We start from the raw sequence: 23,276 nt of genomic DNA, 5'->3' as shown, positions 1-23,276 counted from the left end.
TTTTGTGTAAGGAGTGCTCAAAAATACACAAAAAAGCCGCCCGAATGGGCTAATTGAGGCTGTTAAAGTTTGTTAATGGCCGTGTTTGGCAATTAGATACCAAGGGTGTTTGGTCCAAAATTTAAAGATGAAAATTACACTGAAGGGTAAGCGTGCGCTATTTTAACGTGAATTGTGTAGATACATTTCTTGTATCCAAGAGTCAACTGTTATACCTTTACCCCCGGTGGGCTTGATTGGTAACCTTGTCCACGCTTCCCCTACGTAGTGGTTCTCCGACCGAACGCGTAGGGGGTTTTTATGTCTGCTGAATTGATTCGTTACCGTGGCATTAGCTGCCCAATGGCCTATGTCGAAAAGAGATAACAATACGTGCCACACATCACCAGATTTATGTAATCCTAGTTTACTTCTTGTATATCTCCCCACGAGCAGCTTTCAGCGTATTCTGCATCAACGAGCAAATGGTCATTAAACCCACTCCGCCCGGTACGGGGGTGATAAAGCTTGTTTTTGGGGCTACTTCGTCAAATTTTACGTCACCTTTCAACGAGAAACCGCTTTTCTTGCTGGCATCCGGTACTCGCTCCAGACCTACGTCGATCACAACGGCACCTTCTTTTACCATGTCGGCGGTTACGAACTCGGGTTTGCCGAGGGCTGCCACCAAAATATCGGCGGAGCGGCAAATCTCGGCGAGGTTTTGCGTACGGCTATGGGTGATCGTGACCGTGCAGTTACCGGGATAGGTGTTTCGCTGCATCAGGATGGACATGGGCAAGCCTACAATCTGACTCCGACCAACGACCACGCAATGCTTGCCAGCAGTTTTAATATCATACCTCTTGATCATTTCAAGTACGCCCTGTGGCGTAGCTGAGATATAGGCGGGTAGCCCTTTTGCCATACGGCCAATATTGATCGGGTGAAAACCATCCACATCTTTGGCGGGATCGATGGTCTCCATAATCCGGTCGGGGTTGATGTGGTCGGGGAGGGGGAGTTGCACGATCAGGCCGTCCATGTCGGCGTTTTCGTTCACTTCCCGAACTTTATCGAGTAGTTCGTCTTCCGTCACCGAAGGGTCGAACCGGATGAGTGTAGACTTCATACCGACCTCTTCGCAGTTTTTCATTTTTGAGGCTACATAGGTCTCAGAAGCCCCTTTGTTGCCAACTAAAATAGCTACGAGGTGCGGAATCTTGCCGCCCTGTTCGCGAATTTGTGCGACCTCAATCGCGATTTCCTGTTTGATTTGTGCCGAGAGAAACTTACCGTCAAGGAGTTGCATAAAATTGTTTTTACGAATGCCGCAAAGGTCGTAAAGATTAGGAAACTACCCGTATTTCTGCTGCCATTCCTTTCTGAGTTTCTTGTATTGTTCATCTTCCCGCGCTTCCAGGTACTTGCCATAAAAAATCCGTGCCGACTCGGCCTTAACGGGATCTTCCTGGCGGGGGAGTTGATCGCGGCCATGAGCACCCGACTGCCCCTTTTTATCATCGGGTACCGGGCCGTCGTACTTCTGGCCCGTACTGTGGTTCGCGTAACGCCTGGCTCTGGTGTACCCCATCTGCAAAAACTTCCTGGCCATGTCCATGCCGATGAAGTCGTTTTTTTCTTTATAATCTAGGAATAACTGGTAAATCTTCTCGGACGATTCACGGGCAATCTCCGGCGTTTTAAACCTCCAGTGGGGAAGAATTTCATCTTTATAAGGTCTCACCAGCAGAACGCCCATTTCGCCCTTACCCACACGGTAAAGTTCGGGTTGTTCGCGGAGATTCAGGTTTCGATAATCGAGGTCGTAATTGAAAGCGCGATTGTTTGCGGGCATACTTTATTTAGCAGGTTGAGTTTACTCGTAAACTGTCCAGTTGAGCAAATGTCTGTACTGACTTAGTGTTTTCTACGAGTTAACTGGTATACTGTCAACTTAACAATAAAAGTCTGGGCCATGCTCTGGCTTGGCCTTTATGATGGCTACGGCCAAGCCAGAGCTTAATAGCCAATAAATAAATTGGACGAGCAGTATTGATTTTCTTTAAATTTCCACCAAAATGAGGATTTATGATTTGGTATAATAAACCGGCTATCTGGTCGGAAGAGCGCGATAGGGTATATGTACGTGTAGACGGTGGCACCGATTTCTGGCGCGTGACGCATTACGATTTCATTCGTGATACCGGACATTTCTTTTACAGAGAGCAGCCCGGTGATTTTGTCGCCAGCGTTAAGGTAACCGGTCAATACAATGCCTTATACGATCAGGCCGGGTTAATGCTTCGGCTCGACGAACAAAACTGGATTAAGTCCGGAATTGAGTATGTAGACGAGCTACAGAATGTGAGTGCCGTCGTGACGCGGGAGTTTTCAGACTGGTCTGTTTCACCACAGAGCCATAATCCCGAGTCCGTTTACCTGCGCCTGACCCGACAATATGACTCTGTACGAATCGACTATTCGTTCGATGATTTTGCGTACCAGATGCTACGACTGGCCTATTTCCCACCCGATGTTTCTGTGCAGATTGGTCTGATGGCAGCCGCGCCTGACGGGAGTGGCTTTGATGTGGTATTTGAACAGTTTTCGGTGCTGGATATTTCGTAAATAGGCGTTAGGGGGCCAACCAGGCCATTTTACAGTCGGGCTCGTACTGGAACATGGCCCGTACCTGTCCATCCCGGCTAAGTTGTAAGTAGTCCATTGCCAGCACCCGGCATTCAATTACGGCAAAATTTTTCCGGCCAGATTCGCTTTCCTCTTTCGTAGGAAGCTCAGCGCCCAGGTGAGTTGGAAAACCGGGGTAGGAGTTGGGTTGATGACTGCCAGGTTCGTACTCGGAAAGATACATTTTTCGACTGCTGACAGCTAGTTCTTTCCAATGTTCATCGGCTATATAATCAGTGGAATGGAGGTGAGTCTCGACTGTTAGCCGGAGCTGAACTCGTAGTGTGTTATCCCAGAACAACAAAGTTGCATCCGGGAACGCTTCAAGCTCCATAACTTTCGCGGCTCGCACATCGGTATGAAACCAGACATATTTCCGATCTCCGTCAACCTTCCTGAGAACAACCGTTCGGGCATCGGCACCGGTGTTTGTTCGGGAGGCAAGAACCATCGTTTTAAAGCCTGTAACGGATGCCTGATTGGTTGAGTCAAAAACAGAAGCTAACTGTTGCCAGCTGGCTTGTTCAAGGTCGGCCAAGGTGAGTGTAAGACCGGGATATGCTGAATGGTTGAGTGAATTCATTAAGATGCTGGAGGACATGATTAGCCTTGTCAAGGCTGTTAAACGAGTGGTTGACTTTATTTGTTTGCCACTCCAAGGTATTTGTAAGGTTTCGGAAAATGATAACCGCCGAAGGTATTTGCTGGTTTATCGAGTAAGTTAAACGCTGTGTAAAATCGTAAAGCCAATCGTATGTGTTTCCATAAATCATTAGATGTCAGTGCCGCGGAACTTGAAGATCGCTACAAGGCGGTGTTGCCGCCTTCGGCTAATTTTCAGCCTGTATACCATGCCAATGCCTATAATTTGCCTGCCTGGCCAATTGTTACCCGTCAGGAACCGGGCAAACTTCAGCTAATTCACTGGGGACTTATTCCGCACTGGGTCCGAAGTCAGGATGCTGCGGATGACATTCGTACGAAAACGATTAATGCCCGTTCGGAAACGATTTACGAAAAACCGTCCTTTCGGTCGGCAGCACAAGCAGGCAGACGGTGTTTGATTCCGGTGACGGGCTTTTTTGAATGGTATACTGACAAAAGCAAAAAATATCCATTCTATATCAGCGCTAGTGATCAGAAAATTGCCTCAATTGCGGGTTTATGGGACGATTGGGCGGACCCTGAAACAGGCGAAGTAATGTCGACTTACACGCTGCTCACAACCGATGCGAACCCCTTGCTGGCTGCTATTCACAACACCAAGAAGCGAATGCCCTGTGTATTGACTCCAGAAGCTGAGCACGCATAGATTCACGACGATCTGAATGAAGCTGATGCCCTGGCCTTGCTGACTGATCAATATCCTGCGACTAAAATGCATAGCTATAGCATTAGTAAACGAATCACTTCCCGATACGAACCCAGCGATGTTCCAGAGGTGCTGACCCGTTTTGATTATCCTGAATTGAATAAAAACACTCAATTATTTAGCTGAGTAAACCGGCCCGTTTGTCATTGTGGCAGTCCGTTTGTGTAGAATAAGATTTTAACCGAAAATTTGTACCGAATTTTGGTCAACCAGGTTGTCTTTGTGATGCGATTCCAGGTTGGCATGCATTATGATAGATAACCCCTTATTGTTTTTACAACCTGACTATGAAAAAAATAATACTTTCTTTTTGCCTTGGTACTGCTCTGCTAACGGCCCCCAGGATAACATTGGCACAGTTTCCTGCCATGCCGGGTGGAGGGCAGCAGCCAGCGGCCGTAATCCCCGGCACGTCGAGCGACACCTCCCCTCGGGGCAACGCCAAATTAACCGGTGTGGTCACTGATTCGACGACGGGTAAGCCCGTTGAGTTTGCCAGTATCGCGCTGATTAATGCGCAGACAAAAAAGCCAATTGATGGAACCGTTGCCGATGAAAAAGGCAAGTTCACCTTGACTAAATTACCGCAAGGCGATTTTCAACTCCTGATTTCGTTTGTTGGCTACCGTAACAAAACTGTTTCGAGCGTTAAACTTGACCGCAAAGGCGATATTAACCTAGGCGCTATTAAACTCAGTGCCGATGTCCGCACACTGAAAGAAGTCGAGGTGGTAGGACAGGCTTCACTGGTTGAAGAAAAAGTGGATCGGCTGGTGTATAACGCCGATAAAGATATTACGGCAAAAGGGGGTGACGCCACCGATGTAATGCGAAAAGTGCCATTGCTGTCTGTCGATCTGGACGGTAACGTCAGTTTACGGGGCAGCAGCAATGTGCGGGTGCTGATCAACAATAAGCCTTCGACTATTGTGGCCAGTAGTGTTGCCGATGCGCTCAAGCAAATTCCGGCCGACATGATTAAAACCATTGAAGTGATTACCAGCCCTTCTGCAAAATACGACGCCGAAGGCTCCGCCGGGATCATTAATATCGTCACAAAGAAAACAACCTTGCAGGGTTTTACGCTCAATGTTGATTCGGGTGTAGGTAACCGGGGGAGTAATCTTGGCCTGAACGGTAACCTGCGGACCGGTAAAATGGGCTTTAGCCTCAGCGGTTTTGGCCGTGCGAACTACAATGTGATTGGTAATTTTGCCAATACACAGAAAACATTTGGCAGCACAGGTACCACAACCACCGACCAAACCGCCGATACCCGCAACCACAGCCTTTTTGGTCAGTACACCCTCGGCTGGGATTATGACATCAGTAAAACAAGCTCTATTACAGCCAGTTTGCGCTATGGTGCCCGTAACAACTACCAAAATCAGGACAATTTTCTAACGAAAACCATCACGCCAACGGCGTATTTTCCAATCGTTTCGGATCGTAATGTGTTAACCAAGGATTTGTCGGGTACGGTTGATGCAAATATTGATTACACACGCACCTTTGCCAAGCCACAGCAGGAGTTAAGTGTATCGGCGCAGTATAGTCGCAATAACCGTAACAACGATTTCACGGCTGATATTCTAACGTCGCCCGACTTTACGACCACTGCGTCTCGTTTGCAGAACCTGAACAACAGCTACAACCAGGAGTCAACTATTCAGGGAGATTACCAGACGCCGATTGGTAAAAATCAGATGCTTGAATTTGGTGGTAAGGGCATTTATCGGCAAGTCGAAAGTGCCTACAGCTACCGGGTGGGAACAGGCACTGGCGAACTTATGGTTGACCCAACCCGCTCTGCCAACACGTTAAATTATGACCAGACAATCGGTGCCGGTTATGTATCCTATACGTTAACGACCAAAAACAAGTACACGATCAAAGCGGGTACTCGGTTCGAGCATACGACAATCAATGCGAATTATAGCCAGAATCAGCCGGGAGAGCAGGGTGGTGCTGCCGGGCAGGATTTAGGTATTCCAAGCTACAGCAATCTAGTGCCGAGTATCAACATCTCGAAGGCACTGAAAGGCGGTAAAACGATCAAGCTGGCTTATAACCGTCGTTTACAACGTCCGGGTATACAATTCCTGAATCCAAATGTAAACACGTCGAACCCGACGAGCATCACAAAAGGAAACCCATTACTGTCGCCAGAGTTGACCGACAACCTTGAGCTGAGTACAAGTGCGTACATTAAAAGTGTGTATCTGAACGTGTCGTTGTTTGCCCGGCAAACGAACAACTCGATCACCAGCGTTCGGGATACGATCACGACGGGTGCAGGGCAGGTGACTAACCCAACACTAGCGCAGGCTATTCAAACAACCTACCTGAACATTGGTCGTGAGTCCGCCTATGGTACGAACGTGTTCGGAAATGCTACCTTCTTCTCTAAATGGCAGATTGGTGGCGGCTTTGACTTGTATTATTCGTACCTGACCAACAACAATGCTGGCTCTGCTTACAATGCAACCAACTCAGGTTGGGTAACAACGGGGCGTTTCTTTACGAACCTGACACTCAAAAATGGCTGGGGCGTGCAGGGTTTCGGTTTCATACGGGGTAAACAAATTCAGTTGCAGGGCTATCAGGGTGGGTTTGCCTTCTATAGCATCGGTCTGAAAAAAGATATCAAAGACAAACGGGGTAGTTTCGGGATTGCGGCCGAGAATTTCTTTAATCACCCATTCACAATTCATTCGGAGTCCTCGTCGCCCATCTTTGCGCAGAGCAGCTCAACAAGTCTGTATAACGCAGGTGTGCGGGTCAACTTTAGTTATAAAATCGGGAAGCTGAGCTTCGATGCCCCACAACGTCAGAAAAAATCAGTGAACAACGACGACGTAAAAGGCGGTGAAGGTGGTGGCGAACAGCAACAACAGGCGCCAGCCGCTGGTGGTGCCCGCCGGCCGAGGTAGGTTTTTAGTTAGTAAGTGAAATGAGTGAGATAAGTGAAATAAGTCAGTAAGTGGCTGACGCGCGAGTGTTGCTTTCGCCGGTCCGCCGGTGCGGTCAGCCACTTACTGACTTACTTCACTCAGTTCACTTATCTCACTTACTAACTTCTTCAGACTAACAATGCAGCGCCAAAAACACCAGCGCTGTCGCCCAATTTAGGCTTCAGGAAACGAGTATTAATCTCCCGGCTGTTGAAAACGTATTTCTTGGCTCGCTCGATGCCTTCAGTATATAGCAAGTCTACATTGCCGACTCCTCCGCCAAGGACAATGGCATCTGGGTCGAGAATATTGATAATGACAGAAACTGCCCGGCCAAAATACTCCAGCATTCGGTTAACCGTTTGACTTGCCACAAGGTCGTTGCCCTCCTGATAGCGGTCCATAATGTCCTTCATAGTTCGTTCTTCTCCGCTTTTCTCGAAATAGTAACGTTGCAGAGCCGGACCTGAAATGACCTGTTCATTACAACCGCTTTTGCCACAATAACAAGAGTGACCATTTTCTTCCAGGATATTATGGCCCCACTCGCCCCCAATACCTTGCAATCCATTTAAAACGAACGGAACCCCATCGCGACCCCGGATCACGACACCTCCGCCAACGCCCGTACCCATAATGACGCCAAAAACTGTCTGAAAATCAGGAACAACATCCGGCACGATACCCATTGTCGACTCCGCAAGGGCAAAGCAATTGGCGTCGTTTGCCACGGTTACGGGCACACCTAACAGGCGGGTCAAATCCTGTTTCATCGGTTTGCCATTTAGTACCGTTGTGTTGCAGTTCTTCATCCATTGCCGGGCTGGATCGAACGTGCCGGGAGTACCAAAACCAATTCGATCAGGTGTAAGCCCGGTTTCGGCTTTAAGCATATCAATAAGCCGAATAATCTGACCCATAATATGGTCATAGCCTTTATGGGCTTCTGTATCAATACGTTTACGAATGATGACCGCATCGGGTGAAGGAGCCGATAAAATAACACCTTCGATTTTTGTACCGCCCAAGTCAATACCCCAGTAGTGTTGCATTTAAGAAAAGGATAAAAGATTCTGAAATTGGTGCCAGATCATTCTGAGTTTATAGGAGCCGCCGGGCTTTTTATACTCGTTTTTGACTGACCGATTGATAACGATGAAGGTCGCAATTTATGAACCTTCGTGCGTTTTGACCTAACCTGTAAACGAGCTATCAAAGAAAAGTGCTTGTTTTCCCTGCGCTTTTTCGGAATTTCGCGTTCCCTGAACAGAGGCCCCCCGAACTTCCGTTCAGGGAACGGATTTGAAAGAAAACTAACACGTAGTCAAACTTAAAAACGTCAACATGCTTACGCCCGGCCAGAAAGCCCCTGATTTTACCCTTTTCAACAGCGATAAAAAAGAAGTATCGCTATCAAGTTTTACTGGTAAGAATGTCATCATCCTATTTTTCCCGATGGCTTTTACCAGTGTTTGCACAGCTGAACTCTGTGAAATGCGTGACAATATCGCTACCTATTCTGGCTTGAATGCCGAAATAGTGGGTATATCGGTCGATTCACCGTTCACGCTGGCCAAATTTAAAGAAGACCAACAGTTGCCATTCGATTTACTGTCTGATTTCAACAAGGACGTGTCAAAGGCCTACGATACCATCTACGAAACCTTCGCTATGAACATGAAAGGCGTTAGCAAGCGTTCGGCTTTTGTAATTGATAGAGACGGCGTTATTCAATACGCTGAAGTGCTCGAAAATGCTGGGGAAGTCCCAAGTTTTCAGGCTATTCAGGAAACGCTAGCAAAACTTTAATTTAGAATGAGTGAACAGTAGGATGTGTGAAAATAGTAGTGTTACCTCTAAAAAGTGCTGCCTTTACATTCGCTTATTCTGCTATCCACTCATTCACTCATTCAAAAAATGGCCTGGTATCATAATTTTTTTCATGGATTGCCGCAGGCTGCCTGGAAAGCTGCGCAAACAGAGGAACAGACACAGCTTGATCTCGAATTGCTCGTTGAAACGCTGGATTTTGGCCCCGATGACCGTTTGATAGATATTTTCTGTGGGTATGGTCGTCATGCGTTACCGTTGGCGCGGATGGGTGCCCACGTTACGGGAGTCGACATTTCGGAGGAGTACATTGCCGAAATGAAGGCCACTGCCAAAGCTGAAAAATTGGCATTGACCGCTTTGAAGGCAGAATTCCTGACCATGCCCGAAAGCGATTTAGGTGCATTGGCTTCCTACGATGCTGCTTATTGTTTAGGCAATAGTTTCAGTTTCTTTCCCCGCCACGACATGCTGGCATTTTTGACGCGCATTGCAGATATGCTGAAACCGGGCGGGCGGTTCCTCGCTCATTCTGAAATGCTTGCCGAATCGGTATTGCCTGAATACCAGGCGCGTAACTGGCAACCGGTTGGTGATGGAGAAGATGAACCTATATTATTTCTGGTTGAAAACGAATACGTCCCCTTCGAAAGCCGGATTGATTCGCACCTCACCTATGTGCGGGCAGGTGAAACCCAAACCCGAACAGCCCAACATTACGTGTACACGCTGGCCGAACTCCGACAGTTGTTTACCGAAGCAGGCTTTACTGTTCTTGACTGTTATGGCACAATAGAGGGGGACCAATTCACCTTGGGCGACGAAGCCGTATGGATTTTAGCTAAGAAGAAGTGACCTCTTAATGAGCACTTTATATAAATATTTTAGTTTTGATTATTTTAGGTGTATGTATACAAAACTATGTAGAAAAGTATAATACGTTGTATGTCAGGTTGTTATTGGGTTTGGGTTGGAACTTATTTAACTTTTTCAAGGAATATTGCATTCTTTCCATGTAAATCCGTAGATTTCAGTCGATTTAACACCGTTAACTGTATACTGATTACCCGAAATTTTTATGGAAACTATCGAACGCAAGCCACGTAGTCGAGAGCAAACCCGTTCTGGTATCATTAACACGGCCAAGTCTATTGCCCGCCGGGAAGGCTGGCAGGCCGTTTCAATACGTAAAATAGCTGATGCCATTGAGTATAGTGCGCCAATAGTTTATGAATACTTCGGTAGTAAGGATATCTTGTTAGATGAAGTTCGGAATGAGGGCTTCCGACATCTGTACATGGAATATGAGCGCATCCTGAAATTGTACCGCGACCCCGAAAAGCGGCTTTATGAAATTTCCCTGGTTCAATGGGAGTTTGCCCGGCATCAGCCGGAGATTTATCAGGTGATGTTTAATTTGGACGGGGCTTATTGCACCATGCCCGTTTACCAGTCCGAAACGATGCAGGCCGTAAGCCGCATTGTGCGCGAAGCCATTTTCTCCTTTATTCCAAAAGCGGAGGAGAGCATCAAGAAACTTTATTTTCAATGGTGGTCGGTATCGCACGGCACAATTATGCTGGCTATGCTTCTCAAAGACGAGCAATCACTCGACCAATCCGAACAAATCTACCGGGAAACAATGCGCCGTTTTGTAAGGGATTTAAGGTGACGTATAGCGAGTTTCCCGGCTATATGTCTACGGGAATGCCTCGTAAGATCAAGTGATCAATGCATGGGCAGGCTTTTTACTTTTCCCCCGGCTACATCATCGACGCTATGCTGAATGATGAATGCTTTAGGGTCTACTTCGAGTACCATTGTTCTTAGTCGGCTGATTTCCAGTCGGGTAACGACAGTATACAAAACACTGTCAACCTCAAGGTGACTTCCATGTTTACCATACCCTCCCTGGCTTTTCAGGATCGTTATGCCCCAGCCACGTTCAATGACTCGCTCCCGAATGAGCTCATTTTGCTTCGAAATAATCAGCACAGCCGTATATTCTTCAATACCGTGAATGAGGAAATCAACTGTTTTTGAAGCCGCGAAGTAAGTAATCATCGAATAAAGTGCAGGATTTATTCCCAGAAAGAAGGCTGCAGCACCAAAAATCAGCACGTTGAGTACTAAAATGACGTCACTCACTTTCAAAATCGGACTACTCCGACTGATAAGTAAGGCCGCTATTTCTGTCCCGTCCAGTACCGCCCCTCCCCGCATGGCAAGCCCAATGCCCGCGCCTATAAAGAATCCCCCAAAAACGGCTGTCAGTAAAAGGTCAGGCGTCACATCGGGGTAAGGAATAACAGCCAGACTGATGGATAAGCCCGTAATGGCAAGGGTGCTTTTTAAGGCAAACTGTCGACCAAATTGTCGATAGCCCAACCCAATAAATGGCAGGTTGATAACCAGCAGCCAGATAGGCAATGGTATACTTATGAGCGAGGCCAGCAGCATCGAAATCCCGGTGACGCCCCCATCAATAAAATGACTTGAAAGCAAAAAACCTTTAATACCCATGCCGGCACTGAGTACGCCAGCAACAATAAAAACGGTATCTTTTATGTGTCGATAAGAGGAAGTTTGAGTAATCATATAGCGTTAAGTGGTGGTTCCTGGCTATTAGGTTATTGGTCATTAAGTTATTGGTTATTAACTGCAAGCAACTTAATAACCAATAACTTAATGACCAATGACTTAATACAATCCTTCGATGGAAAGGTAGCGTTCGCCAGTATCGTAGCAGAATGTCAGGATTCGGCTGCCGGGGGCAAGTCCAGGTAGTTTTTTTGCGATGGCAGCCAGCGATGCACCGGATGAAACACCGACAAAAGTGCCTTCTTCACGGGCCGATCGTCGAGCCATTTCATACGCTTCATCTTTACTTACCTGAATAACACCGTCTAGAATATCGGTATGTAAATTCTGAGGAATAAAGCCTGCGCCAATGCCCTGAATCGGGTGAGGACCGGGGGCGCCCCCACTGATAACCGGCGACAGTTCCGGTTCAACAGCATAGACCTTCAGGTTCGGAAATTTCTGTTTCAATACTTGACCTACGGCTGTAATGTGGCCGCCTGTACCAACGCCGGTAATCAAAACGTCGAAACCATCAGGGAAATCGGCCAGGATTTCCTGAGACGTTGTTGCTACATGAATATCAATATTTGCCTGATTTTCGAACTGCTGGGGCATCCAGGCACCAGGGGTTTGCGCAACCAGTTCGTGAGCGCGTTCAATGGCTCCCTTCATCCCTTTCTCACGAGGTGTCAGGTCAAATTCGGCACCGTAGGCAGCCATAATTTTTCGGCGTTCGATACTCATGGATTCCGGCATGACCAGAATTATTTTATACCCCTTCACAGCCGCCACCATCGCGAGTCCAATGCCAGTGTTGCCTGATGTTGGTTCAATGATGGTGCTGTCTGACGTTAAAATGCCTTTTGCTTCTGCATCTTCGATCATTGCCAGCGCAATCCGATCTTTTATGCTGGCTCCCGGATTGGCCCGCTCTAGTTTGGTCCAGACTTCATAACCCGGAAACAGGCGATTGATGCGTACATGGGGCGTATTGCCAATGGTGTCGAGAATGGAGGTAGCTTTCATATGGGGGAGTTGTTAGTAGAGACGTAATACTTTGCGTCTCCTTTGCGCCAGCCATAAAGCCGACCTGTTAGGAGACGCTACGAATTACGTTTTTTACATTAAATGACAAAATTAATTGGCTCAGTGGATTCCAGCGATTTCATCCGGATATCGGTCTGGTTTTGGTGGAATACGAGGGAGTGCGCTTCAACACTGGTTGTTAGCCAGACGTTGCCGCCAATTACGGAGTCGTGGCCGACAACCGTGTACCCACCAAGGATGGTGGCATTGGCATAGATAACCACATTATTTTCAATGGTTGGGTGCCGTTTTTTCTGCGCCATAGATTTCGCCACGTGCGTAGCACCTAAGGTTACCCCCTGATAAATTTTAACGTTATCGCCAATGATCGTGGTCTCGCCAACGACGACACCTGTACCATGATCGATGAAAAACGACTTGCCAATTTTTGCTCCCGGATGGATATCTATCCCCGTCTGGCCGTGTGCATATTCAGTAAGCATACGAGGCAGGAGGGGAACATTGAGTTTAAGCAACTCGTGGGCAATTCGGTAAACAGCAATTGAATAAAAGCCTGGATACACGGCAACTACTTCTTCAATACCAACAGCCGCCGGGTCATTATCGGCAATGGCGTGGGCGTCGAACAGCAAGCTGTCATAAATTCCGGGTAATTGCTCAAAAAAGCGTTCGGTAATGACCGTCGGGCTTTCTTCCAGATTTTTTTCTAATGGATGCAACAGACAGATAAGTTGCTCATTGAGATGCTGGTAAGTTTCTTCAACGTGTTGCGAAATGGACTTGCAATCCTGTGTAACAGGAAAAAGCAACCGCATCAACTGATCAATAAATCGTCCGGCATCAGGTCGCGAAGGAAGCTTATACCGATAGCGTGCCCGTTGGGTTTGCAGGTGATCAAGAAAAGTACTGGTCTCAGTAGTCATGTTTGTCTATAGCTATATCGGATTGCTTAATCAATGTTTGTCCCTTACGAAAGGCATCTGCGTATTAAATTGCCTTTTACAGGTTCATCTGCCTCAGCGCCTTTTTTCGCAGGGCTGCCTGCTGGTAGAAAAGATGCCCCACACTGTGGAAACACTACACAAGTTGCTTATTCGTTAAACGTATACATAGATCGCTTAAACACATTGAATTCGTTGATTTTTAAACAAAAAGCGGGCCGCAAAGTTCGGAGGCATTTATTGGAACTTGATTTGCATAGAAAAACATAGATACAAATGAAACGAATAATCATGCTTAGTAAAACGATCATTGCGTTTATGATTTCGCTGACGGCTACGTCGGGCGTGGCCTGGTTGGTAGCCTCTGCATGTCAGTCAAAACAGCAGTCTAACTTAATGATGCCTGACTCAACCGGAGGTAGTTCAACTGCGCTGACCGCCAAGGTTGTTAACGCCTATCCGAAGTTGACATTTTCATCGCCCGTAGAGTATACATACGCCAATGACGGAACAAATCGAGTGTTTGTCGTTGAGCAGGAGGGGCGTATTAGGGTGTTCGAAAATGATGCAAATACCGCAACCGCCGGTACGTTCTTGGACATCAAAAATAAGGTTGCCTCAGGTGGTGAGATGGGGCTGCTGGGGCTGGCTTTCCACCCTGACTTTAAAACCAATGGCTTTTTCTATGTTAATTATACCAAGAATAATCCTCGGGAAACGATTGTGAGCCGATTCAAGGCTCCTTCTGCCGGGGCCTCTCAAGCGGATCCGGCTTCGGAAGTGATTTTGTTTCGATTTGAGCAGCCTTACTCAAACCATAATGGCGGTAAAGTACTGTTCGGGCCAGACGGCTATCTCTATGTGTCTACAGGTGATGGTGGCAGCGGTGGCGACCCACAAAACAACGGGCAAAATCGCAGTAGCTGGTTGGGCAAAATTTTACGTGTAGATGTGAATAGCACCGGGAAAGGCAACTACGGTATTCCGGCTGATAACCCATTCAAGGGAAATTCGAACGGCTATCGTGAAGAAATTTTTGCTTATGGCCTACGGAATCCCTGGCGTATCAGTTTTGATGATGAAGGTCGTTTGTGGGCGGGGGATGTAGGTCAAAATGTCATTGAGGAGGTGGATATTATTACCAAAGGAGGTAACTACGGCTGGCGTATAAAAGAAGCTAATGCCGATTTCAATGCGAAAGATAACAATGCAAATGCTGCCGATTTGATTCCTCCGGTTTGGCAGTATAACCATAGTAATGGCGACGTTTCCATCACGGGTGGAGTCGTTTATAGGGGTGCCTCAAACCCGGCCCTTCGTGGAAAATATATTTATGCCGACTATGCCAGCGGGCGCCTGTGGGCGTTAACACCAAATGATATGAAAACAGGCACTAACCAGGAAATCATAGCACGGGCTGGCTCGATATCTGCCTTTGGTGAGGATCAAAAAAAGGAAATTTACCTTTGCGATTTGGGAACGGGTAAAATTCTGAAACTGGTCGGGAATTAATTGACCGATTTTTTGATGCGGTCGATAAATGATAAAACGATAAACGCCATATCTTAAAGATATGGCGTTTATCGTTTTATCATTTATCGACCGTTGAGTTGTATCTTGATTCCTCAAAATTCACCGTTCATAATGACAACAACCGTTTTTGAATCGCCACTTGGTTTAGTCCGAATTACGGGTGATGAGCATGGTGTTTCTGCGATCTCCTGCAAAGACGTTTCGATCAATGAGAACACAATTGAAAGCAAACTGGTCGAACCTGTTCGTCTGGCAGAAATGCAACTTAAGGAATACTTTGCCGGACTGCGACAGTCGTTTGACTTTCCCTTAAATCCGGTAGGGACAGTGTTCCAGCAAACGGTATGGAAGGCGTTGCTGACTGTTCCATTTGGTACAACCCTTTCGTATTTGACACTCAGCCGACAACTTGGTGATGAAAAGGCAATTCGGGCTGTGGCAGCCGCTAATGGTCGTAATCCGCTCTGGATTGTAGTGCCCTGCCATCGCATCATTGGTTCCGATGGCTCACTTACAGGCTATGCGGGTGGACTCTGGCGTAAACAATGGCTGTTAGAGCATGAGGGTGCTTTAATAAAATCTAACCAGTTGTCATTATTTTAATACATTCGACAAGTCGTGAGCGATTTAACTAGTCAAGTATGACCCCGTATTCAATACCTTCTGCACTATCTATAGTGATACTCTCAAGCCTGCTTCTGACCATTTTCTCCTGCGCTCCCCGTTACAAGGGACCGATTACCGATCATTTTGATGGAAAGAAATTCTTTAATCCCGGCATGCCCGAACGGTCGTCGGGTGGGGTATTAAAATGGTTACTGCACCGCGACAAGGGTCCGTGGCCCGAGCAACCCGATGCGTTTATAGGCGCCAGGCCCGCCACGCGTATTGAAGGTGATAGTCTGGTACTCACGTTTGTGAACCACTCCACCTTCCTGATTCAAACTGCCGGTCTGAATATCCTGACCGATCCTGTTTGGTCAGAGCGGGTTGGACCAACATCGTGGTTAGGCATCAAGCGTAAACGACCACCGGGACTTAGGCTAGACGAGTTACCACCTATAGATGTCGTCTTGTTAAGCCACAATCACTACGACCATCTCGATCTACCCACGATTAAAAAACTGGTAAAAGCATTTGATCCATTATTCGTTACACCCCTCGGCGTCTCGTATTTACCAAAATTGGTGGACGGACGAACTACCCGAGAGCTCGACTGGGACGATACATTACGAATAAACGATAAACTTTCGCTCAGTTGCACGCAGGCCCAGCATTTCAGCAATCGGGGAATTGGCGACCGTGAAGAGACCCTATGGTGCGGCTACCTGCTCCATACAAGCTTTGGGACAACATATTTCTGTGGCGACAGCGGCTATGGGCCGCATTTTAAAAAGATTGCTGAACAAGCCCGGCAGTCAGCGACCGGCCCAATCAAACTGGCGTTGTTGCCCATTGGGTCGTATCGACCCGAATGGTTTATGGCACCCGTGCATGTGTCACCTGCCGGAGCCGTTCAGGCGTTTTTGGACCTGAACCAACCCCAATCGGTGGGTATTCACTTTGGCACGTTTCAACAGGGTGATGATGGCTTGTTCGAGCCCGCCGACGATTTGCGAAAAGCTTTACAAGCCTCGAAAATTTCTGAAGACAAGTTTCTGGTGCCAAAAGAAGGACACCCGATGGTGTTTAAGTAAGCTTATGGCTTTACGGCTGCCGCTGTGCTGTCGGCTTTCTGTTTGGCTGCTTCTTTGGCCTGCTTCTTGAAAAAGCCCCGCAACAGGAAGTTGTTTTGAGCAGCTTTCAAATCCTGATTAAGCAGCACCGTGCCCTGACTCAGGTTTTTTAACGTTGTCCGCAGGTTGTTTGCTGTTTCCTGATCGGTGAGCAATACGCCCAGCGGACTATTGGTATTATTCAGTTTTTCGGACGCCCGGTTTAGGTTTGTCGATGTCTGGCTCAGTGTACCAACCGTTTGGTTAGCGGCACCCGCTGCATTTTCAAGCTGCGTAGCTGAACGACTGAGTCGGCGGAAGACAGTGGTATCCGTTACCAGCTCATTAGCCAGCGTACCTTTTGTATTGAGTTTGGCCGCAAACTGCGATACCGAGCCAGTAACTTTAACAGTGTTGTCAGACGCTCGTTCGAGGTTGCGCATCGCCTTTTTAAAGTTCTCGGCTACCAGTGAGTCTGTCAACACGGCACCCACGGTGCCTTTGCCCCGTCTAAGGTTACCCACCAATTCTTTAAAGTCGTTGGTTACCTTGAGGAGGTTATTATTGTTTTCCTGCAAGGTCGCCATGATCTGATCTGAACTCAGCGCTGCCGACGTTTTAATTCGGTCACCGTCCTCTACTTCGGGGTGGCTGGTTGTTCCGCCCGTTATAACAACGATTTTGTTGCCGATCAGTCCATCAGAACTAATGGTAGCGTCGGCATCTTTGCGGATATACTGCTGCGAACTCTGCTCGATATTCATATCGACTTCAACCTGCGCATTGCCGTAGAAACTGATTCTCTTGACGGTGCCAATTTTTACACCCGAAAACCAGACGTTATTACCAACTTTCAGGCCAGCTACGTCTTTGAACACAGCCATTAGTTTTATGCTTTTTGTAAAGCGCTTTTGTTGTCCGCCCAGTACAAACACTCCGGCAACGAAAATGACAATGCCCGCCAGGACAAAAATGCCGACAACAACGGAGCGTTTGTTTGATTCTGTACTCATATTAGTGGTTTTCAGTTCTTGATTTTTTGGTAGCTAGCGCGAAACAGGCTTTCAAAGAAGTACTTTTTATATATAGCTGACCATAAACCATATATTGAAAACCGTAAACGCGCTATTCTGTTTAATTGACAAACTTGTAATTGTAAAACTGTTGAATCCGCTCATCTGGATCGGCGAAAACTTCATCGAATGGGCCAATCCGTTCAAACTTCCCATCGAGTAGCATGGCTACCCGGTCGCCGGTGGTTTTAGCGCAGGTCAGGTCGTGGGTAATTATGATCGACGTTGCACCAAATCGTTCACGCACCTCATTAATGAGATTGTTGATTTCAATACTCGTAATCGGGTCCAGTCCCGATGTGGGCTCGTCGTAGAGCATGATCTCGGGCTTTAAAATCAATGTTCGGGCAATACCAACACGTTTTCGTTGTCCTCCCGAAAGTTCTGATGGCATCTGATTGATCGTTTGCGAAAGGCCAACACTATCGAGGGCTTCCTCAACGGCCTTGTCAATGTCGGCTCTTCCTAAATTTCGTACATTTCTGATGAGCGGAAATTCCAGATTTTCGCGAATGCTCATACTGTCGTAAAGCGCACTGCTCTGGAAGGAAAAGCCTACTTTCTGCCGAAATTGATCTAATTCCAGGCCCTGTAATTTTTCAACGTCCTGCCCCAGAACGATGATTTTTCCTGCATCTGGTTTGAGTAAGCCAACAATCAGTTTAATCAAAACAGACTTACCGGTACCGGAACGACCCAATACCGCGACATTTTCACCACGTGTCATTTCCAGGTCAACCCCTCGCAGCACGTGCAAATCACCAAAGGACTTCCGTAGCCCCTTTATCGAAATAACTTGTTCAGTGGATGGTGTCATATTAGTTAAAAGAGTGAAAGAGTGAAGGGCGAAGGAGCGAAATTTGATGCGCAAGCCACTCTTTCGCTCTTTCATTCTTTCGCTTAGCTTCCGCGAATAGCACCTATAATTTGCAGCGAAAGGAGTTCTTCGATAAATACTAAAAACATCGATGTGACAACGGCCGAGTTGGCAGCTTTACCTACACCCTCGGTGCCTTTCGATGAATGATAACCTTTATAACAACCAACCATACCGATGGTGAACCCAAACACAGTTGATTTAAGGATAGATGCGAAAATATCCAAGTAAGTGATGGCCCCAAAAACCTCCTGCATAAATGACACAAAGCTGGTCTGTTCATTCTGGCTGACGTTTATATACGCCCCAAGCAAGCCGACGAAAATAGTATACATCGTTAGCAGGGGAATCGTGAAAGAGGTGGCAATGACACGGCTGACAACCAGAAACTTGAACGGGTCGGTGCCCGACACTTCCATTGCGTCGATTTGTTCCGTTACATTCATTGACCCCAACTCAGCCCCAATGCTGGACCCGACTTTACCAGCCGCAATCAGGGCGGTTACGAGTGGACCCAGCGCACGCACAATGGCAATGGCAATCAGCGACGGTAACCAGGAGGTAGCCCCAAACTCGGATAAGGAGGGGCGCGACTGATTTGTGAACACTATACCCGTAATGAAGCCGGTAGTTGAAATCAGCAGGAGGGACCTAAAACCGACTTCATAACACTGCCTTATGATTTCTTTGAATTCATAAGGCGGCATAACGGCTTCCCTGAAGAAGCGGCCAATAAACGATGCCACATCGGCCAGACCTAAAAAGAAGTTGTCGAGCCGCCGGGTCACAACGGGCCGTTCAGATGTAGAATTGGTGGACTTCGTAGTATCAGACTGCATTCAAACAAGAGAGGGAAAGCCGCAGGGATTATGCCTGGCGGATATAAACTACTAACTGATTTAGGCGAATAGGGTTTAATTTGTGAAGGAGATTATACGTTTGACGGTGTTTTTTTGTCAAAAAAGACCTACAGGTGCAGAAAAATACCCCCAGATCCTGCATCTCCTACCTGCTGACAGACTTCGCTCAGAATCTAGCGGAAAAAATGGGAGTAGCATCTGCATAAAAAAACGACCTTTGTATTGTAAATCGTCCAGCCGCTTGCTATTGGTTGACGATTGTCTATTCTTATGATCAATATTGGACGAATAAATACATTGACCGCCTTACGCCAAACCACCGTTGGCTACTTCCTTGGCGACCTGTCGGACCGAGAAACGCAGGATTTTAGTAACGACATACTTTTACCAAACAAATACGTACCTGACACACTGTCCGTTGACGATGATATCGACGTGTTTGTTTATACCGACTCCGAAGATCGTCCCATCGCTACAACCCTGACACCTGCTATCCAGCGCAATGAATTTGCCGCCTTGCAGGTAGTAGCTATAACGCCTGCCGGGGCCTTTCTGGACTGGGGTCTGGAGAAAGATTTACTGGTACCCCACCGTGAACAGGCCTGGCCTATGGAAGTTGGCCATTGGTATGTCGTGTTTATGTATCTGGACGAAAGCACGAATCGCCTGGTTGCGTCGAGTAAAGTAAACCACTTCCTGGACCCGGATGTGCTTGATCTGGAAGTGGGCGAAGAGGTTCAATTGCTTGCCTATGAACTAACAGACCTCGGCGTGAATGTGATTATTGAAAACCGCTTTCGGGGGCTGATCTATAAAAATGAAATCTTTCGTACCGTTCGTCCCGGCGACCCGCTGATTGGGTACATTAAGCACATTCGCGATGATGGCCGGGTTGATGTTAGTCTCCAGCGTACCGGTTTCGAGAATGTAGAACCCAATGCGCAACGGATCATGGCTACCCTTAAAGCGGAGAATGGGTTCCTGCCACTAACGGACAAAACACCTCCCGAGGAAATTCATGCCGCGCTGGAGATGAGCAAAAAGACGTTCAAAAAAGCGATTGGCACGTTATACCGCGAACGGAAAATTGTCATTGAAGACACGGGTATTCGGTTGGTATAAATGTTAATTACAAAAAAAGGGTTAACCACAGAGACGGTCCGCCGTTGCGGCACAAAGGCCACAGAGAAAAAAGCCCTCTGTGGCCTTTGTGCCGCAACGGCGGACCGTCTCTGTGGTTAACCCTTTTTTTTATGACTTTAACTGATGCGTTCAACGGCAAGTCGACTAAAAGGTTGATAAGCCGTTTGCTGAACAGGCGTTAGAAAGGATGAATAATCGTCAGGGCGCGACATAACTTCTTTATACAGCAGCACCCGATACAGGTAATAACGCGTTTCCCGGGGGAGCGTCATTCGGTAATAGTCCCGGTGGTCGTCCCGCTTAAGCTGGTTCTTCATATACCCCGGTCCGGCATTATACGCAGCCGCCACCAGCGACCAGGAACCCAACTGGTCATACAACTTTCGCAAATACCGGCAGGCGGCATCTGTTGCTTTGAGCACGTTGAAACGTTCGTCGGTTCTGCCGCTAACTTTAAGACCCAGGGCACGGGCCGTGCCGGGCATCAATTGCCAGTAACCAGCCGCACCGGCGCGGGAAATAGCTTTAGGTTGCAGGGCACTTTCGGCCAATGGTATATAACGGAAATCATCAGGAATATCATATTTCTCCAGAATCGGGTCGATGATTGGGAAGAACGCGTCGGCCCGCTGACGAAGATTGCCAAGGTCGCTGGCGTGTGTACGAAATAGAGAGAAAACATGTTTCCAGCGATCAACAACATCGGTTTGATCGAGGGGTAGGCACTCGCCACAGAAGTCGACGTCAAGTAGAGGAAGTTCGGGTGAACTGAGCGATACGGGCTTGAGAATGGCCGATATGTCAGCCCGATGGTTTGCAAGCGTGGTGGCGTCTGACTGGCTTACTGCACTGCTTTTAGACGCGTGAAAATTGGGGAGTGCTGAGGAGCCAATACCTGGAGCAATTAGTTTAGCCGCTACTGTGACAGCCGGGCGAATAAGGGCCATCAAAAAAGGAAATCCAACTTTTTTAAACAAAACTTTTTCTGGTTGGTACTTAGGGTATAACGGCTCTAAGTATTTTTTAGTGCCTTGATAATCAATATTTTAAATAGAGTTTGTTAATAAGTTGAGGCTCTTTCAAGTAATTATTTTTTTGAAATTGACTGAGTCTCACTCATTTATGAGTTGAACGGATTAGATGAATCAGCCGGGATAAGTTAGGTAAACGGGTTCAAGTTTTCGGGCTGAATTTGCGGTTTTTCAGGCCATATAGCCATAAAAACGCTATTGACTCGTAACGACTAGTGTTGAATTATGTCAGACAGTTTAACAAGTTTAAAATAGAACATATTCGAGTTAAGATGATTTGTTAAGTGGAACCGGAATGCCATTCTGAAAAGTAGCAGTAAGATTGACGAAAATGTTGTTTATTGAGTGCATTACACAATACAACCTCATCGTCAAATGGCCTCAAAGCTACTCTTCCTGTTTGTCCTGCTCAGTACGTCAGCCGTTGCCCAAAAGAAAGCCGCCCCCAAAGCAAGCCCTTATTTCCCGACAACCCACGAATGGCTCCGTAAAACGCCTGCCGAAATGGGTCTGGCTGCTTCGAAAATTCAGGAAGCCATCTCTTATCACCGCGAGAATGAGATAAAGAATCCCCGAAGTATGGAGCAGTCGCATTACCAGTCGTTCGGTAAAGAACCGTTTGGGTATGCCGTTGGCCCCTTTGCCGATCGGGGCGAGCCAACAGGGGTTATCGTTTACAAAGGCTATATCGTGGCCGAGTGGGGCGAACCGCAACGGGTCGACATTACCCATAGTGTTACCAAAAGTTTTTTGTCGACCGTCGTTGGTTTAGCGGTCGATAAGGGCCTGATCAACAGCGTAAACGATACGGTAGCGGGTTACGTGCCGCCTATCGAACTCTACAATCAACCCGTTACCCGTTCGGCCGATGACTTTGGTAAACCCGAGTTGATCACCCCATTCCAGACGCCACATAATCGCAGCCTAACCTGGGACCATATGCTGCGCCAGACCAGCGATTGGGAAGGGACGCTTTGGGGCAAACCCGACTGGGCCGACCGCCCTGATGCCGATCCGGCCAAATGGCTCAACCGTAAACGGAACCTGCCCGGTGCGGTCTATGAATACAACGACGTTCGGGTAAATGCGCTGGCACTGGCGGCTACCAGCGTCTGGCGCAAACCGCTGCCGCAGGTGCTAAAGGAAAACATAATGGATGTTATCGGCGCGTCGAATACCTGGCGCTGGATGGGTTACCGTAATTCATGGATTGTGCTGGATGGACAGGCCGTGCAATCGGTAAGCGGTGGCGGGCATTGGGGCGGGGGTATGTTCATAAACGCCTTCGATATGGCCCGCTTTGGTCTATTGACGCTCAACAAGGGCAACTGGAACGGTCGGCAGTTGATTTCTGAACAATGGATCAACCAGTCGAGAACACCAACGACTGCTCAGCCTACCTACGGCTACATGAACTACTTTCTCAACACCGACAAAAAACTGTTGCCTTCGGCATCGGCCACCAGCTATTATCATTTGGGCAATGGTACCAACATGATCTATGTCGATACGGAGCATGAGCTGGTTATGGTGGTTCGCTGGATCGATACGAAGGCGATGGATGGTATTGTAAAACGGGTTTTGGATGCGTTTCAGAAATAAGTTATATGAGTCAAGTCGTAAGTGGAACGTTTCGGTAATGCAAGA

Annotated in this window: 22 protein-coding genes; 11 read left to right on the top strand and 11 right to left on the bottom strand. The window is 47.5% G+C overall.

Features of this window, described 5'->3' with window-relative positions:
* Positions 1 to 406: 406 nt before the first annotated feature.
* Together CWM47_RS04050 and CWM47_RS04045 are read right to left on the bottom strand one after the other, a co-directional pair.
* Positions 407 to 1,291 carry a bifunctional 5,10-methylenetetrahydrofolate dehydrogenase/5,10-methenyltetrahydrofolate cyclohydrolase gene (locus CWM47_RS04050; RefSeq protein WP_100986492.1) on the bottom strand — a complete coding sequence of 295 codons (885 nt, stop codon included), beginning with the start codon at positions 1,289 to 1,291 and terminating at the stop codon, positions 407 to 409.
* Positions 1,292 to 1,336: 45 nt separating this feature from the next.
* The gene (locus tag CWM47_RS04045; RefSeq protein ID WP_100986491.1) at positions 1,337 to 1,837 is read right to left on the bottom strand and encodes a DUF4385 domain-containing protein; all 501 of its coding nucleotides are present in this window, start codon (positions 1,835 to 1,837) and stop codon (positions 1,337 to 1,339) included.
* A 233-nt stretch (positions 1,838 to 2,070) separates the two neighbouring features.
* Here CWM47_RS04045 and CWM47_RS04040 point away from each other — a divergent pair, with 233 nt between their 5' ends.
* Complete coding sequence (locus CWM47_RS04040; protein WP_100986490.1) at positions 2,071 to 2,610, top strand: DUF1349 domain-containing protein; 540 nt, start codon at positions 2,071 to 2,073, stop codon at positions 2,608 to 2,610.
* 7 nt (positions 2,611 to 2,617) lie between these two features.
* Here CWM47_RS04040 and CWM47_RS04035 read toward each other — a convergent pair whose 3' ends face one another.
* Positions 2,618 to 3,253: a pyridoxamine 5'-phosphate oxidase family protein gene (locus CWM47_RS04035; protein WP_206170604.1), complete on the bottom strand. Its 636-nt coding sequence runs from the start codon at positions 3,251 to 3,253 to the stop codon at positions 2,618 to 2,620.
* A 171-nt stretch (positions 3,254 to 3,424) separates the two neighbouring features.
* Between CWM47_RS04035 and CWM47_RS04030 the strand changes: the two genes are divergently transcribed.
* Entirely contained in the window at positions 3,425 to 3,982 is a 558-nt protein-coding gene (locus CWM47_RS04030; RefSeq protein WP_317046716.1) for an SOS response-associated peptidase, read from the top strand.
* Positions 3,983 to 4,329: 347 nt separating this feature from the next.
* Positions 4,330 to 6,975 (top strand): TonB-dependent receptor domain-containing protein, encoded by a 2,646-nt coding sequence (locus CWM47_RS04025; RefSeq protein WP_206170602.1) that lies wholly within the window; start codon positions 4,330 to 4,332, stop codon positions 6,973 to 6,975.
* A gap of 149 nt (positions 6,976 to 7,124) precedes the next feature.
* Here CWM47_RS04025 and CWM47_RS04020 read toward each other — a convergent pair whose 3' ends face one another.
* Positions 7,125 to 8,048, bottom strand: coding sequence for an ROK family protein (locus CWM47_RS04020; protein WP_100986487.1), 924 nt, complete (start codon positions 8,046 to 8,048; stop codon positions 7,125 to 7,127).
* Positions 8,049 to 8,340: 292 nt separating this feature from the next.
* Between CWM47_RS04020 and CWM47_RS04015 the strand changes: the two genes are divergently transcribed.
* The 3 genes from CWM47_RS04015 (at position 8,341) to CWM47_RS04005 (ending at position 10,498) form a co-directional block, all read left to right on the top strand.
* Positions 8,341 to 8,805: a redoxin domain-containing protein gene (locus tag CWM47_RS04015; protein WP_100986486.1), complete on the top strand. Its 465-nt coding sequence runs from the start codon at positions 8,341 to 8,343 to the stop codon at positions 8,803 to 8,805.
* 108 nt (positions 8,806 to 8,913) lie between these two features.
* Entirely contained in the window at positions 8,914 to 9,681 is a 768-nt protein-coding gene (locus CWM47_RS04010) for an SAM-dependent methyltransferase (protein WP_100986485.1), read from the top strand.
* Between the two features lie 223 nt (positions 9,682 to 9,904).
* Positions 9,905 to 10,498 carry a TetR/AcrR family transcriptional regulator gene (locus CWM47_RS04005; protein ID WP_100986484.1) on the top strand — a complete coding sequence of 198 codons (594 nt, stop codon included), beginning with the start codon at positions 9,905 to 9,907 and terminating at the stop codon, positions 10,496 to 10,498.
* 56 nt (positions 10,499 to 10,554) lie between these two features.
* Here CWM47_RS04005 and CWM47_RS04000 read toward each other — a convergent pair whose 3' ends face one another.
* From CWM47_RS04000 to CWM47_RS03990, 3 genes are all read right to left on the bottom strand, one after another.
* Complete coding sequence (locus CWM47_RS04000; protein WP_100986483.1) at positions 10,555 to 11,424, bottom strand: YitT family protein; 870 nt, start codon at positions 11,422 to 11,424, stop codon at positions 10,555 to 10,557.
* A gap of 102 nt (positions 11,425 to 11,526) precedes the next feature.
* Entirely contained in the window at positions 11,527 to 12,435 is a 909-nt protein-coding gene (gene cysK, locus CWM47_RS03995) for a cysteine synthase A (protein ID WP_100986482.1), read from the bottom strand.
* A 98-nt stretch (positions 12,436 to 12,533) separates the two neighbouring features.
* Positions 12,534 to 13,379, bottom strand: coding sequence for a serine O-acetyltransferase (locus CWM47_RS03990; protein WP_100986481.1), 846 nt, complete (start codon positions 13,377 to 13,379; stop codon positions 12,534 to 12,536).
* Positions 13,380 to 13,673: 294 nt separating this feature from the next.
* Here CWM47_RS03990 and CWM47_RS03985 point away from each other — a divergent pair, with 294 nt between their 5' ends.
* From CWM47_RS03985 to CWM47_RS03975, 3 genes are all read left to right on the top strand, one after another.
* Positions 13,674 to 14,909: a PQQ-dependent sugar dehydrogenase gene (locus CWM47_RS03985; RefSeq protein ID WP_100986480.1), complete on the top strand. Its 1,236-nt coding sequence runs from the start codon at positions 13,674 to 13,676 to the stop codon at positions 14,907 to 14,909.
* A gap of 132 nt (positions 14,910 to 15,041) precedes the next feature.
* Positions 15,042 to 15,533, top strand: coding sequence for a methylated-DNA--[protein]-cysteine S-methyltransferase (locus CWM47_RS03980; RefSeq protein WP_100986479.1), 492 nt, complete (start codon positions 15,042 to 15,044; stop codon positions 15,531 to 15,533).
* A 74-nt stretch (positions 15,534 to 15,607) separates the two neighbouring features.
* Positions 15,608 to 16,627 (top strand): MBL fold metallo-hydrolase, encoded by a 1,020-nt coding sequence (locus CWM47_RS03975; protein WP_394341980.1) that lies wholly within the window; start codon positions 15,608 to 15,610, stop codon positions 16,625 to 16,627.
* A gap of 2 nt (positions 16,628 to 16,629) precedes the next feature.
* Here CWM47_RS03975 and CWM47_RS03970 read toward each other — a convergent pair whose 3' ends face one another.
* The 3 genes from CWM47_RS03970 to CWM47_RS03960 all read right to left on the bottom strand — a co-directional run bounded on the left by CWM47_RS03970 (position 16,630) and on the right by CWM47_RS03960 (position 19,434).
* Entirely contained in the window at positions 16,630 to 17,658 is a 1,029-nt protein-coding gene (locus CWM47_RS03970) for an MlaD family protein (protein ID WP_100986477.1), read from the bottom strand.
* A 121-nt stretch (positions 17,659 to 17,779) separates the two neighbouring features.
* Positions 17,780 to 18,535 carry an ABC transporter ATP-binding protein gene (locus CWM47_RS03965; protein ID WP_100986476.1) on the bottom strand — a complete coding sequence of 252 codons (756 nt, stop codon included), beginning with the start codon at positions 18,533 to 18,535 and terminating at the stop codon, positions 17,780 to 17,782.
* A gap of 83 nt (positions 18,536 to 18,618) precedes the next feature.
* Positions 18,619 to 19,434 carry an MlaE family ABC transporter permease gene (locus tag CWM47_RS03960; protein WP_100986475.1) on the bottom strand — a complete coding sequence of 272 codons (816 nt, stop codon included), beginning with the start codon at positions 19,432 to 19,434 and terminating at the stop codon, positions 18,619 to 18,621.
* A gap of 291 nt (positions 19,435 to 19,725) precedes the next feature.
* Between CWM47_RS03960 and CWM47_RS03955 the strand changes: the two genes are divergently transcribed.
* On the top strand, positions 19,726 to 20,577 hold the full coding sequence (locus CWM47_RS03955) for a CvfB family protein (protein WP_100986474.1): 852 nt from the start codon (positions 19,726 to 19,728) through the stop codon (positions 20,575 to 20,577).
* Positions 20,578 to 20,714: 137 nt separating this feature from the next.
* Here the strand turns inward: CWM47_RS03955 and CWM47_RS03950 are convergent, their stop codons facing one another.
* A complete protein-coding gene (locus CWM47_RS03950; RefSeq protein WP_240625689.1) occupies positions 20,715 to 21,575 on the bottom strand; it encodes a lytic transglycosylase domain-containing protein in 861 nt (286 codons plus the stop codon).
* A gap of 429 nt (positions 21,576 to 22,004) precedes the next feature.
* Here CWM47_RS03950 and CWM47_RS03945 point away from each other — a divergent pair, with 429 nt between their 5' ends.
* A complete protein-coding gene (locus tag CWM47_RS03945) occupies positions 22,005 to 23,231 on the top strand; it encodes a serine hydrolase domain-containing protein (protein ID WP_100986473.1) in 1,227 nt (408 codons plus the stop codon).
* Positions 23,232 to 23,276 lie beyond the last annotated feature (45 nt).

The sequence above is a fragment of the Spirosoma pollinicola genome, from assembly GCF_002831565.1.
In the GTDB taxonomy this organism is placed as follows: Bacteria; Bacteroidota; Bacteroidia; order Cytophagales; family Spirosomataceae; genus Spirosoma; species Spirosoma pollinicola.
Note: the sequence above shows the minus strand (reverse complement) of the source record. Positions and strands in the feature narration are given on the sequence as shown.